The sequence below is a fragment of the Azospirillum humicireducens genome (assembly GCF_001639105.2).
GTDB classification, from domain to species: Bacteria; Pseudomonadota; Alphaproteobacteria; order Azospirillales; family Azospirillaceae; genus Azospirillum; species Azospirillum humicireducens.
Genome location: NZ_CP028906.1, coordinates 305,820 through 318,829, shown reverse-complemented (window position 1 = coordinate 318,829; position 13,010 = coordinate 305,820). Strand labels below are relative to the sequence as shown.

The window sequence follows — 13,010 nt, the reverse complement described above, 5'->3', positions numbered from 1 at the left end:
TGGGTATACTCCCCCTCTCCCCCGTGACGGACCTCCATGGACGACATCGACCGCCGGCTGATCGACCTGTTGACGGTGAACGCGCGCACCAGCACGGCGGCGCTGGGGCGCGCGCTTGGGCTGTCGCGCTCCACCGTGCAGGACCGCATCGCCCGGCTGGAGCGGCAGGGGGCGATCGCCGGCTATACGGTGAAGCTGGGCGACCCGGCGCCGCGGCGCGGCGTGTCGGCCCTGGTGATGATCAGCGTGAATGCCAAGCTGGCCGACCGCGCCGTGCATGCCCTGCGCAAGATGCCGGAGGTGATCCGGCTGCACAGCATCAGCGGCCAGTACGACCTGTGCGCCACCGTCGGCACCGAAACCCATGACGCGATGGATGCGGCGCTCGATGCCATCGGCCGGCTGCCGGGGGTGGAGCGCACGATGTCGTCGATCGTGCTGTCCACCAAGATGGAGCGGTAGAAGGCGGCGGAGCGGCGGCGGCGCCACCGCTCCGGTTCGTCCTCAGGGCTTGGCTTCCATCTGGATGACGCGCAGGTTGTTGGTGGTGCCGGCCTGGGCGAAGGGGATGCCGGCGACGACCACCATGGTGCCGGTCCGGCCGGCGAACTCCTCCGCCCGCGCGGTGGCGATGGCGCGGTCGACCATCTCCTCATAGGTGCGGATGTCGTCGGACAGCACGCTGTGCGCACCCCACAGCAGGCAGAGGCGACGCGAGACCGCTGTGTCCGGGGTGATCGCCAGGATCGGCACCTCCGGACGCTTGCGGGCGATGCGCGCCGCGGTGGTGCCGCTGGAGGTGAAGGCGACGATGGCCGAGGAATGAAGGCTGTTGGCCAGATCGGCGGCGGCGGCGGCCACCGCATGGGGCGGGCTGTGCTCCTCGCCCGGATGGGTCGCCTGGATCAGCGAGTGGTAGAGCTTGTGCTGCTCGGTGGAGCGGATGATGCGGTCCATCATGGTGACCGCTTCGACCGGATACTGGCCGGACGCCGATTCGGCCGACAGCATCACCGCGTCGGCGCCGTCATAGATGGCGGTCGCCACGTCCGACGCCTCGGCCCGCGTCGGGGTCGGGGCGGAGACCATCGAGTCGAGCATCTGGGTGGCGACGATCACCGGCTTCACCGCGAGACGGCAGGCGCGCACCAGCTCCTTCTGGCGGCCGGGCACGTCCTCGTGCGGGATTTCGACGCCGAGGTCGCCGCGCGCCACCATCACCGCGTCGGACAGGCGGATGATGTCGTCGATCCGCTCCAGCGCCTGCGGCTTCTCGATCTTCGCCATGATGCCGGCGCGGTCGCCGATCAGGCTGCGGCCCTCGATGATGTCGCCCGGCTTCTGCACGAAGGACATGGCGACCCAATCGACCCCCAGCTCCAGCCCGAAGGCGAGGTCGGCGCGGTCCTTGGATGTGAGCGGCGACAGGTCCAGGATGGTGCCCGGCAGGTTGACGCCCTTGCGGTTGGAGATGGTGCCGCCGACGACGACCTTGGCCTCGATCCAGTCGTCGCCCAGCTCGACCACCTCGACGCGGACGCGGCCGTCGTCGATCAGCAGATGGTGGCCCGGCATGATGGCGGCGAAGATTTCCGGGTGCGGCAGCGGGATGGAGCGCTTGTCGCCCTCGGTCCCCTGCAGGACGAAGCGGATCTGTTCGCCGCTGGATACCGCGATCTTGCCGTCGCGGATGGTGCCGACGCGGATCTTCGGGCCCTGGAGATCCTGGAGGATGCCGATGGGGCGGCCGACCTCGGCCTCCAGCTCGCGGATGGCGCGGTGGACCTTGGCGTGGTCGTCGTGGGTGCCATGGCTGAAGTTCAGCCGGAAGGTGTCGACACCGGCCAGGAACAGGGTCTTCAGCATCTCGGGCGAGTTGCTGGCCGGTCCGACGGTGGCGACGATCTTGGCGCGGCGATGACGGCGCATATGGTTCCGGCCGCGGGGGCCGTCCTCTGTTGGCTTGGCCGTCCGGTGCGCCCGCCTGCACAAGCGGCGGCCACCCTGGGAAGACGGCGGGATGACTGGTCAGCGGCGCGAGCGACCGGATCGGGCAACCCCATCGGGCGGCCCGCCGACCGTTCGCGTGCCATACCAGGGTGTCGCGATTGCCGCCGAAAAGCAAGGCGGCTCGGCAGGGGCGACGCCGCTCAGGCTTCCGTCACACCGTGCTGTCGAGCAGCGATCCCTGTTTCGCCGGGGGGCGGTGGGCCAACTCGATCTGCGCTTCAAACCCCTTCGCCCAGGGCTGGTTCTTCAGGCTTGCCAAACTGTCCACGCGGCCTTCGGTGTGTTCGCGGGCGGGATCGCCCTTGGCGGCGCCCAGCGCGGCCTTGATGACCCTGACCAGCGGATGGTCGCTGTCCAGAGCCTCGGCGGGCTTGCCGTCCCGTTCCGCGATCAATTCGTGGCTGTGCTGCATCGACGCACGGGACATGGCCCATGTCACCGACTGCTTTTCCTCATCGCTGACCGTGTCGAGGAATTTGGCCCCGGCCTTCATCGCATTCGCGAGATTGCCCTGGAAGGCGGCGATGGAGGCGGGATCGGCGGAATCGATGCCCTGTGCCTTCTCCACCTGCTTTCCCATCAGGAAGTCGGCCGCGCCCTGCTCGTCCTTGCTGAACCGGCCGCCGGCATTGCTGGCAACGGCGTAGAGTGCGCGACGATCCATGCCCTGGAAGGCGGCTTCCCATTCCGTTCCCGACGTGCGCATGTCCATCGCCTTGCCGCGTTGCCGGTAGACGGCATCGAGCGCGGCGCGCGCGTCGCTGGCGACGGTCGCGAAGTCCTTCCTGATCGCCGTCCCTGTGGCCGTGGTGCCGGTTGCGGCGTCGGTCCCGGATGCCTCGGCCGCCGTCCCGTTCGCGCGCATGTCGGCGGCAACCTTCGCGGTCCTGATCGCCGGGCTGGGGCTTGCCGCGGTCTGGACGGACATCATCATTGCAACATCCCTCCTCGGTAGCCTACCAGGGTCCGGTCATATTGCCTCCGATTCACGCGGTCGGTCCAGCATGATCATGAGTGTGATCGCGGAAGCTCAAGAAGCAACAGTGAAAAACTTTCAAGACTAATGTTTAGATATCTATCTTTTATTCATTCATCCTGGTCCGCCTTGGGCTTTCGGCGTCCCGGTGAATTTTCAAAAGACCGCAGATGTCTTCATGAAGGACAAGAATTCCGTCCGGATGCCAGACGTCGGAACGAAGATCCGACCATGGCAATCGACCATATCGGCCGCGCTTCCGCATCTCTCACAACTCCCCCAACCGCTCGTGCAGGTCCTCGATGGCGCGGATGCGGGCGCGGCCTGCCTCGCCGGTCAGCGGGATCAGTTCGGCGGCGAGCGCGTGGATCACCGCCAGCGCGGCGACATGGGTGTCCAGCGCGGCGAGGCTGCGCGTCTCGCAGCGGAAGGTCAGCGGCGGTGGCGGGGCCTCCAGGGCCGAATGGCTGTCGGCGATCAGGATGGTGGGGATGCCGCGCTCGCCCGCGATGCGCAACAGGCGGACGATGGCCGGCGGGCGGCGGCGGATGCCGACCAGGAACAGCAGGTCGCCGGGCCCTGGATCGCCGGTGCCGGGATTGCCAGGACCGAGATCGGCCAGCGTCTCCGCCATCGTCTCGCCGGAGGCCGCCAGCTGGTGGACCTCGCCGCGGACCTGGATGAACTGCCAGCGGGCATAGCCGGCCAGGAAGGCGCTGTTGCGCGCGCCGCAGACCCAGATCCGCCGGGCGTCGGCAAGCGCGCGGGCCGCCTGCGCCAGCAGCGCCGGGTCGGTCTGGCGGGCGGTGGCGGCGAGCGCCTCGGCGCTGCGCTGGAAATGCGCCTCCAGCGGCGGCAATTCGGCACCGGCGCGCGCGGCGGGACCGCCGGGCGGCAGCAGGAACAGCGGCGAGCCCCAGTCGCCGCCGCGCCGGGCGGCAAGCCGCGCCTCCTCGAAGCCGGCATAGCCGAGGCGGCGGACCAGACGCGACACCGTCATCTTCGACACGCCGGCCCGGTTCGCCAACTCCGTGGCCGAATAGCCCGACAGCTCGCCCGGACAGGCGAGGATGACGTCGGCCAGTTGCCGCTCCGTCCGGCTGAGGGCGCCGTAGCGGTCGCGGATGCGCGCGGTCAGGGAGGGATCCGCCGTGGCAGTGGCGGTGGTGGACTGACTTGCCTGTTTCATGGGCTGAACGCCTCGCAAGATCGGCATATGCACAAAAATTAAGCGGAGTGACCACAACCAAAGCGACGTTACAAATGTAACGGAGATTGCCGAAAGCGGGATAACCGTAACATTCCCGCCTTTTGGCGCACACCCGAATTCGTATGGCGAAAGTGGCACATGGTTTGAAAAGGGGATGCTCATCGTCCTTCGGTTTGGAGATCAGGTGCCATGCGGTTCGCGAAGATTCTGGGTGCTCTCGGCCTTGCCACGGCGGTTCTCGCCGGCGGTCTCGCTCCGACCCATGCAAAAGCCGACGCGCTGGAGCGCATTGCCAAGGAAAAGGTGCTGCGCGTCGCCGTTCCGCAGGACTTCCCGCCCTTCGGCTCGGTCGGCACCGACCTGAAGCCGGTCGGCTACGACATCGACACCGCCACCCTGATCGCCAAGGAAATGGGCGCCAAGGTGGAGCTGGTGCCGGTGACCAGCACCAACCGCATCCCCTACCTGACCACGGGCAAGGTCGATCTGGTGATCTCCAGCCTGGGCAAGAATGCCGAGCGCGAGAAGGTCATCGACTTCTCCGCCGCCTATGCCCCCTTCTTCAACGGCATTTTCGGCCCCGACGACATCAAGGCCGAGAAGGCCGAGGATCTGGAAGGCAAGACCGTCGGCGTCACCCGCGGTTCGGTCGAGGACATCGAGCTGTCGAAGATCGTGACCGACAAGGTCACCGTCCGCCGCTATGAGGACAACAACGGCACCATCTCCGCCTTCCTGTCGGGTCAGGTGCAGCTGGTCGCCACCGGCAACGTGGTGGCCGCCGCCATCTTCGAGCGCAACCCGCCGCGCCAGCCGATCCTGAAGTTCCTGATCAAGAACTCCCCCTGCTTCGTCGGGCTGAACAAGAACGAGGGGCCGCTGCTGGAGAAGGTCAACGCCATCATCGCCAAGGCGAAGGATGACGGCTCGCTGAACGACATCGCCAAGAAGTGGCTGCACGCNACGAGGGGGAGGGATGGGGAGGGGGCAAACCAGCGACGGACCCCACGCAATGGCCTACAGTTTCGATTTCTCGTCCCTGCTGGACTATACGCCCGTGCTGGTGGACGGGGTGGCGACCACCATCGGGCTGACCGCGGTCAGCACGGTGCTGGGGGTGGCGCTCGGCATCGGCGGGGCGGCGGCGCGGACCTCCACGGTGAAGCCGCTGGCGGTCCTGGTCGGCGCCTATGTCGAGCTGATCCGCAACACGCCCTTCCTGGTGCAGCTGTTCTTCATCTTCTTCGGGCTGCCGTCTCTGGGCATCCGGCTGGCCGAATGGCAGGCGGCGGTGCTGGCGATGGTCATCAATCTCGGCGCCTATTCGACCGAGATCATCCGCGCCGGCATCGAGGCGACGCCGAAGGGCCAGATCGAGGCCGGCGCCAGCCTGGGCATGACCGGGCCGCAGATCTTCCGCTATGTCGTGCTGGGGCCGGCGATGGCGAAGATCTGGCCGGCGCTGACCAGCCAGGTGGTGATCGTCATGCTGGGCTCGTCGGTCTGCTCGCAGATCGCGGCGGAGGAGCTGAGCTTCGCCGCCAACTTCATCCAGTCCCGCAATTTCCGGCCCTTCGAGGTCTATTTCCTGGCGACCGCGCTGTATCTGGCGCTGGCGGTTGGCCTGCGCTGGGTCTTCGGCCTGATGGGGCGGCGGATGTTCGCCAAGGGGGTGTCGCGTGCTTAATTTCACCCTGTGGGACATCCTGTCCAACCTGCTGCTGGCGGCGCGCTGGACGGTGCTGCTGTCGCTGATCGCCTTCGTTTCCGGCGGGGCGGCCGGGCTGCTGCTGCTGGTCGCCCGCGTGTCGCCGCTGCCGCCGCTGCGCATCGCGGCCCGGCTGTTCATCGAAATCTTCCAGGGCACGCCGCTGCTGATGCAGCTGTTCATCGTCTTCTTCGCCCTGCCGCTGATCGGGATCGAGACGACGGCCTGGACCGCCGCCGCCGTCGGGCTGACGCTGTTCACCGCCGCCTATCTCGCCGAGATCTGGCGCGGCTGCGTCGAGGCGGTGCCGAAGGGCCAGTGGGAGGCGTCGGCCAGCCTGGCGCTGACCTTCGGAGAGCAGATGCGCCACGTCATCCTGCCCCAGGCCCTGCGCATCGCCGTGCCGCCGACCGTCGGCTTCTCGGTGCAGGTGGTGAAGGGCACGGCGGTGACCTCCATCATCGGCTTCGTCGAGGTGACGAAGGCCGGCACCATGATCACCAACGCCACCTTCCAGCCCTTCCTGGTCTATGGGCTGGTCGGGCTGATCTATTTCGCCCTGTGCTACCCGCTGTCGCTCTCGGCCAAGGCGCTGGAAAGGAAGCTCAATGTCGCCCGTTAAGACTCCCCCCACCGGTCGGCCCCTGGTGAAGCTGTCCGGCATCCGCAAATCCTTCGGCCCGGTGGAGGTGCTGAAGGGCGTCGACATGGCGGTGCAGGAAGGGCAGGTCGTCGCCATGATCGGCCGCAGCGGATCGGGCAAAAGCACGCTGCTGCGCAGCATCAACGGGCTGGAGCGCATCGACGGCGGCGTCATCGAGGTGGACGGCGAATGCGTCGATCCCGGCCAGATCGACCTGCGGGCGCTGCGCCAGAAGGTCGGCATGGTGTTCCAGCAGTTCAACCTGTTCCCCCACCTGACCGCCGGCGAGAATGTCATGCTGGCGCTGAAGGTGGTGAAGAAGCAGGACAAGGCCACCACCCGCGCCGCGGCGGAAGCCGCGCTGGCCAAGGTCGGTCTNGCGAGTTCGGCGGCCAGATGAACAGCGCCGCCGAGCAGAGCTGGGCCAACGCCTTCGTCAAGTACATGAACGGCGACTGGGATCTGGACGGCAAGAGCGACCTGCCGGCCGGCCAGCAGGGCATGAACTGGACCTATTGGGCCTGGACGCCGGAATGATCCTGGTGACGCACGAGATGCGCTTCGCCCGCGAGGTCTGCGACCGGCTGGTCTTCATGCATGGCGGCCGCATCATCGAACAGGGACCGCCGGCCGAGCTGTTCGACCGGCCGTCCACGCCCGAACTGGCGCAGTTCATCGGCATGGTCGAGGCGCGCTGACCGGCACGCCCGCCCTCCATCGCCGCCCATCGCCGCCCCGTACGCCCCTGCGTGCGGGGCGATTTTGTGCGGCCGGATAGTAGGAATATTATCAGTTAATTGCTTCACCAATGCTGCCGCTGGGCAGCCTTGACCGATCACAAAAGTTAACCTTTTTGCGCGCCCATAAGGTCTGTTCCAACTTCGAATTACCCCCAGTGTCGTACCTCTGAGCGTTATGAAAACGACCAGAAGTCCACCTGCTCGGTAAGTATTTTCCTGTAATTATCTGTCAAAGCGCGGCGAATTCCTGAAACAATAATTCAATATACAAGCCTGATTTTCTAGTGGATGCATCTATGTCTTTTGAGATTGTCTTGCAAATTTTTATGTTTTCCCAAAAAGACATTAGGAAATCAAAGGTAAGTCTGGTGGTTTGCCGTCGATCCCTGTGACCATGATGGGATATAGTTGCCGAAGATAGCCCATCCCCCTTGCACGACCCTGTGATCGGATGAGCCAATTTTGCCACAAGCTTCGAGAAAACTTAACCGGATTTGGAAAGGTTTCGTTAACTATTGGAACCCCAGCATGGCTTCAACGCAACGGAAATAGGAGCGAAGTCATGAGCACGACCACCGCGCCGAGCAAGATTGTCGTCAACGCCTACGGCCAGTCCGCGGACGGCGTCGCGCCGAATTTCAAGCTGCTGGTGGATGGTCAGGAGGTCGGGACGGCCAGTGCGGCGACCGCCTCGTCGAAGGCCTACAGCTTCACCGCCAACCTTGCGGCCAACATGGCGCACAAGATCCAGGTCGTTTACGACAACGACACCGCGACCGGCGCCAACCGCGACCTCTACGTCCAGTCGATCGAGGTGAACGGCCACACGCTGCAGCCGACCGACGCCATCTATGAACGCCATGACGATGCCGCCCCGGCGCCGACCCAGGCCGGCCAGGAGGCCATGTGGTGGGACGGCGCGCTGACCTTCAGCACCCCCGCCAGCTATTACGCCGGTGCCCAGACCGCCGCCCCGGCCGCACCCGCGGCTCCCACCACCGCCCCGGCCGCCGGCACCGCGCAGAACGTCATCGCCGTGACTGCGGCCGGCAGCGCCGTCGGCGGCGAGGGCGCCCATTTCACCGTGCTGGTGGACGGCAAGGAGATCGGCACGGGCATCGCCGACAGCGCCGAGGCCAAGGAATTCACGTTCACCGCCGATCTGGCCCAGGGCGCGGCCCATTCGGTCGAGGTGAAATACGACAACGACGTCATGGTCGACGGTGCCGACCGCAACCTGTACGTCCACAGCGTCAGCGTCGACGGCAAGGCCGTTGCGGCGACCGACGCCGCCGTGTCGGTCCTGCGCGAGGCCGACGGTGCCGATCTCGGCGCCACCACCGACCTCTATTGGAACGCCACGCTGACCGCGAAGCTGGATGCCGGCCACTTCAACGCCTCCACCGGCGACGCCGGCGGCGATACCGGCAGCAGCGACGGCGGCAGCACCGACAGCGGCAAGGGCGGCAGCGCCGGCGGCAACACGGGCGGCTCCACCGGCAACGGCAGCGCGCCTTCGGTCAAGGTGGGCAACTTCACCGTCGCCGATCCGGGCATGGTGCAGAGCCAGAGCAGCGGGTCGATCAACGGTTTCCTGAGCACCAGGGGCAACCAGATCGTCGACGAAAGCGGCAACACCGTCCGCCTGACCGGCGTCAACTGGTTCGGCGGCGAGGGCTACAACTATGTGCCCGCCGGCCTGTGGGCCGACAGCTACCAGGGCCACATCGACAGCATGAAGGGCCTGGGCTTCAACGTCATCCGCCTGACCTGGGCCGACGACATGTTCGACAGCGAGGCCGTCACCAACGGCATCGACTATTCGAAGAACCCGGACCTGAAGGGCCTGACCCGGCTGGAGGTCTATGACAAGGTCATCGACTATGCCGGCAAGGTCGGCATGAAGGTGATCCTCGACCACCACCGCAACGACGGCGGCGCCGGCACCAACGAACACGGGCTGTGGTACACCGACAACAACCCGGAATCGAAGGTCATCGAAAACTGGAAGATGCTGGCCAAGCATTATGCCGGCAACGAGGCGGTGATCGGCGCCGACCTGCACAACGAGCCGAGCGTGTCCGCCACCTGGGGCGGCAACGCCGCCACCGACTGGGCCTCGGCCGCCGAGCGCATCGGCAACGCCATCCAGTCCGTCAACAAGGACTGGCTGATGATCGTCGAAGGCACGGAGTGGAGCAGCACGCTGGCCGGCGTGAAGGACCGTCCGATTGAATTCGACGTGCCGAACAAGCTGGTCTATTCCCCGCACGCCTACGGCCACAGCGTCGGCAACTTCAGCTGGCTGCAGGACTCCAACTTCCCCAACAACCTGCCGGCCCAGTACGACAGCATGTGGGGCTACATCTACAAGAACAACATCGCGCCGGTGCTGATCGGCGAGTTCGGCGGCCAGATGAACAGCGCCGCCGAGCAGAGCTGGGCCAACGCCTTCGTCAAGTACATGAACGGCGACTGGGATCTGGACGGCAAGAGCGACCTGCCGGCCGGCCAGCAGGGCATGAACTGGACCTATTGGGCCTGGACGCCGGAATCGGGCGATGTCGGCGGTCTGCTGAAGGACGACTACAAGACCATCGACCCGAACAAGATGAACATCATCAAGGCGGGTCTGGCGTCCGGCACCGGCAGCGCCGGCACCGTGGCGGGCAGCGACGAGGCGGTCTTCACCGTGCAGCTGGCCAAGGCGGTCACCACCGCCACCACCATCGACTATGCGACCGAGGACGGCACCGCCAAGGCCGGCACCGACTACACCGCCGCCCATGGCAGCCTGACCTTCCAGCCGGGCGAGACCACCAAGACGGTCACCGTGCACATCAACGGCGACAACAACGCCAGCGAGGGCACGGAGAACTTCCTGCTGCACCTGACCCACGACAACACCAACCTGGGCACCGCCACCGGCTTCATCACCGACCACGCGGCGTAAGGCGCAGATCTTTCAACGCACTTATGGAGCCGGCCCGCGTCGTCACTGACGCGGGCCGGCTTTTTTTGCGGTCAGGGCGTCGTGCCGGAGCGCCATTCGCCGTGGAGAAGGCCGTAGACGAGCATGTCGCACACGCCCTTGTGGGTCGTCTCATGCTGGCGCAGGCAGCCTTCCCGTCGGAAGCCCAGCTTTTCGATCAAGGCGACGGACGCCGCGTTCTCCGCGTCGATCTCGGCGAACAGCTTGCGATATCCCTCGTTCCGGAACAGATGGCCGACGAGTGCCGCGACGCATTCGGCGGCGACGCCTTGGCCTTGCCGGTGCGCCGCCGTGATGTAGCCGAGTTCGAGAACCCCTTGGTCCCGTCCGGGATAGGCGACGTAGCGGCCCGCCAGGGATCCGTCGGATTTGTCGATCGCCGCCCAGCTCCGGCCGGGCCATGTCGGATCCGTCAGCCAGTCGGCCAGGCTGTCCATCGTCGTGAAATGAGGCTGCGACATGAAGCGGCACTGCGCCTCGTCGGAAAAGGTCGGGAAGAGAGCGGCGGTGTCCTCCCGGACCAGCTTTCGCAAGGTGAAGCGGTCGGTATCGAGTGTCGGCGTGTCCAGGACCAAGGCGGAACTCATCGGTTGACTCTGTTTTCGGGGCGGGGGCGCCCCAGGCTGGCGATGGCCGGCCAGTCCAGCGCGGGATGGCCGGCAAGCCGGTCGAGCAGGCGGTCGAGAAGACCCCAGATCGCCGCGTCGTGGACGCGGTGGTGGGTCAGCAGGCCGATGGGCTCGGCGGGAATGCGGCGGCCCTCGCGGCGGTCGCGCAGTTCGCGGCACAGCAGGTCGAGCAAGGCGTCCAGCGGCACGGCGGAGCGGGTGCCGCGCCAGTCGATCAGGTCGAGGTGGGTGTTGACCCAGGCGATGCCGTCACGAGGATTCGGCGACGGGCCGAAGGCCGAGACGGCGCGGTAGCCGGCGGCCGACAGGCAGGCCGGCATGTCGGCGGCCATGCGGTTCCAGGGCGGGACGAACAGCGGCAGGACGCGGTCGCCGAACAGGCTGCGCAGGGTGGACAGGCCGCGTTCGGCCTCGGCTTGCCGGATCTCGGGCGGACGTTCGGAGCCGAACTCGCACTTCTTCTTGCCGGGGGCGGCGTGGTCGGCGTGGGACCAGCCATGGACCAGCGGGGTGACGTGGGCGTGGCCGGCCAAGGCTTCGGCAAGCGACGGCTCGGCATCGGCCGGGATGACGGCGAGGCCGAGGGGGATGCCGGCCTGGGTGCTGCGGGTCAGCAATCCGTCGAGCTGCGGGCCGGCGGCGACCGCGTCGTCGTCGCGCAGCCACAGCGGGCAGCGGCGGTCCAGATCGGTCCAGCGGGCGAGTTCTTCGGTTACGGCGGTCCAGCTCGTCATGATGTCTTCTCCGCCAGCAGGGCTTCGACGATCCCGACGCTGCGCGCCGCACCGGCCAGCGACGCGGGGCTGAGCGGCGGGATGCGGGCGCCCAGCACGGACTGCAAGGCTCGGGCGAGGCTGTCGGGCGTCAGATCGGCCTCGCGCAGGGTGGCGATGCCGGGTTGGCGGGCCAGGATGGCGGCGCGGATGGTCTGTTCGACCTCCTTGCCGTCCTCGAAGGGGCAGAAGACGCTGGGCACGCCGGCCGTCAGGCAGTCGAGCGCCGTGTTGTAGCCGCAGCGGCCGACGCTGGCCGACGCCCGGCCCAGCAGGGCGCGGAAGTCGGGGCGCACCGGCTCCACCAGCAGGCGGTCGGGCGGGGCCAGGGCGCGCAGCCGGCCGGCCAGCGCCGCATCGCCCTTCGCCACCAAGAGGCGCCAGCGCTGCGGCAGGGCGCCGGAGGCGGCGCACAGCGCGGCGGCCTCGAAGACCGGGCGGCCGACCGGGCCGCCGCCGGCGGTGACGAGGATTTCGCCCTGCCCGTCCGTTCCGTCGTCGGGGACGGGCGGCGGGGGCACGACGAAGCCGGTGTAGCGCAGCAGCGGCGTCATCGCCGGGGTCAGCGGCCAGCTGTCCTCCAGCGGAATCAAGGCGGGGTCGGAATGGACCAGCACGCCGTCGTAGAGCCGCAGCAGGCGGTCTTCGGTTTCGGCGATGCGCTTGGGCTTGGAGGGCGGGGCCAGGATGTCGCGGACGGAGGCCAGCGTCAGCGGCGGCTGCGGCAAGGCGCGGGCGCGCTCCAGCAGGGCGTCGAACTCGGCGGCCAGCGCGCGGCGGCCGAAGGGGAAGAGTTCGGTGATCAGCACGTCGGGGCGCAGGCTGTCGAGCAGGCCGGTCAGCATCGCCCGCCGCGCTGCGAACAGGGCGTCGTCGGCGGGGGAGCCGTCGGCGCCCAGCAGGGTGGCGAAGTCGGCGCCGTCGCTTGCCAGCGGCGGCAGCTGGTGCAGGGTGGCGCCGCCGCCCGTTGGATTTGGGGCGAGATGGGGGGCGGGACGGCCGCCGCTGGCGACATCGACGCGCCAGCCGCGGGCGGTGAAGGCCTCGGCCAGGGCCAGCGCGCGGCTGAGATGGCCGGTGCCGAGCAGATGGGTGACGGCGATCAGCAGCCTCATGACAGGCGCAGGCCTTCTTTTGGACCGGTTGGGCGGAGCGCGCCGTCGGCGGCGAGCGTCAGGACGTAGAGGCGGTTGCGCTTCACCGGCACCGGCGGCGGGCCACGGAAGTCCCAGCCCCAGGCCAGCGCCAGCGCGACGCGCATCACGCCGATGTGGGTGACGATGAGGTGGGAGGGAGGTGTCTCCTTCTCCCCCCCGGGGAGAAGGTTGG

The 13,010-nt window shown here is 67.6% G+C and carries 10 protein-coding genes and 4 pseudogenes; 7 read left to right on the top strand and 7 right to left on the bottom strand.

The window, feature by feature from the left end; genetic code table 11:
• Nucleotides 1–36 precede the first annotated feature (36 nt).
• Complete coding sequence (locus A6A40_RS25905) at nucleotides 37–462, top strand: Lrp/AsnC family transcriptional regulator (protein WP_108548725.1); 426 nt, start codon at nucleotides 37–39, stop codon at nucleotides 460–462.
• 42 nt (nucleotides 463–504) lie between these two features.
• Here the strand turns inward: A6A40_RS25905 and pyk are convergent, their stop codons facing one another.
• The 3 genes from pyk to A6A40_RS25890 all read right to left on the bottom strand — a co-directional run bounded on the left by pyk (nucleotide 505) and on the right by A6A40_RS25890 (nucleotide 4,175).
• A complete protein-coding gene (pyk, locus tag A6A40_RS25900; protein ID WP_108548724.1) occupies nucleotides 505–1,929 on the bottom strand; it encodes a pyruvate kinase in 1,425 nt (474 codons plus the stop codon).
• A 232-nt stretch (nucleotides 1,930–2,161) separates the two neighbouring features.
• Nucleotides 2,162–2,944 (bottom strand): hypothetical protein, encoded by a 783-nt coding sequence (locus A6A40_RS25895; protein WP_174718551.1) that lies wholly within the window; start codon nucleotides 2,942–2,944, stop codon nucleotides 2,162–2,164.
• A gap of 310 nt (nucleotides 2,945–3,254) precedes the next feature.
• Nucleotides 3,255–4,175 carry a MurR/RpiR family transcriptional regulator gene (locus A6A40_RS25890; RefSeq protein ID WP_108548723.1) on the bottom strand — a complete coding sequence of 307 codons (921 nt, stop codon included), beginning with the start codon at nucleotides 4,173–4,175 and terminating at the stop codon, nucleotides 3,255–3,257.
• Between the two features lie 210 nt (nucleotides 4,176–4,385).
• On the opposite strand from A6A40_RS25890, the pseudogene A6A40_RS25885 reads away from it, so the two are divergent.
• From A6A40_RS25885 to A6A40_RS25860, 6 genes and pseudogenes are all read left to right on the top strand, one after another.
• Nucleotides 4,386–5,158 (top strand): annotated as a pseudogene (locus A6A40_RS25885) (transporter substrate-binding domain-containing protein); the annotation flags it as partial.
• 50 nt (nucleotides 5,159–5,208) lie between these two features.
• Entirely contained in the window at nucleotides 5,209–5,883 is a 675-nt protein-coding gene (locus tag A6A40_RS25880; RefSeq protein ID WP_108548722.1) for an amino acid ABC transporter permease, read from the top strand.
• Nucleotides 5,876–6,526 carry an amino acid ABC transporter permease gene (locus A6A40_RS25875; protein ID WP_108548721.1) on the top strand — a complete coding sequence of 217 codons (651 nt, stop codon included), beginning with the start codon at nucleotides 5,876–5,878 and terminating at the stop codon, nucleotides 6,524–6,526. The genes A6A40_RS25880 and A6A40_RS25875 overlap by 8 nt, the downstream gene beginning before the upstream one ends.
• Nucleotides 6,513–6,925 (top strand): annotated as a pseudogene (locus tag A6A40_RS25870) (ATP-binding cassette domain-containing protein); the annotation flags it as partial. The gene A6A40_RS25875 and the pseudogene A6A40_RS25870, both read left to right, overlap by 14 nt.
• A gap of 1 nt (nucleotide 6,926) precedes the next feature.
• Nucleotides 6,927–7,245 (top strand): annotated as a pseudogene (locus A6A40_RS32500) (hypothetical protein); the annotation flags it as partial.
• 604 nt (nucleotides 7,246–7,849) lie between these two features.
• Nucleotides 7,850–10,240, top strand: a complete 2,391-nt coding sequence (locus A6A40_RS25860; RefSeq protein WP_108548720.1) for a cellulase family glycosylhydrolase — start codon at nucleotides 7,850–7,852, stop codon at nucleotides 10,238–10,240.
• Between the two features lie 71 nt (nucleotides 10,241–10,311).
• Here the strand turns inward: A6A40_RS25860 and A6A40_RS25855 are convergent, their stop codons facing one another.
• From A6A40_RS25855 to A6A40_RS32495, 4 genes and pseudogenes are all read right to left on the bottom strand, one after another.
• Entirely contained in the window at nucleotides 10,312–10,854 is a 543-nt protein-coding gene (locus A6A40_RS25855) for a GNAT family N-acetyltransferase (RefSeq protein WP_236784040.1), read from the bottom strand.
• A gap of 8 nt (nucleotides 10,855–10,862) precedes the next feature.
• On the bottom strand, nucleotides 10,863–11,642 hold the full coding sequence (locus A6A40_RS25850) for a polysaccharide deacetylase family protein (RefSeq protein ID WP_108548718.1): 780 nt from the start codon (nucleotides 11,640–11,642) through the stop codon (nucleotides 10,863–10,865).
• Nucleotides 11,639–12,796 carry a glycosyltransferase family protein gene (locus A6A40_RS25845; RefSeq protein WP_108548717.1) on the bottom strand — a complete coding sequence of 386 codons (1,158 nt, stop codon included), beginning with the start codon at nucleotides 12,794–12,796 and terminating at the stop codon, nucleotides 11,639–11,641. The genes A6A40_RS25850 and A6A40_RS25845 overlap by 4 nt, the downstream gene beginning before the upstream one ends.
• Nucleotides 12,793–13,010, bottom strand: a pseudogene (locus A6A40_RS32495) (histidine phosphatase family protein); the annotation flags it as partial. The pseudogene A6A40_RS32495 and the gene A6A40_RS25845, both read right to left, overlap by 4 nt.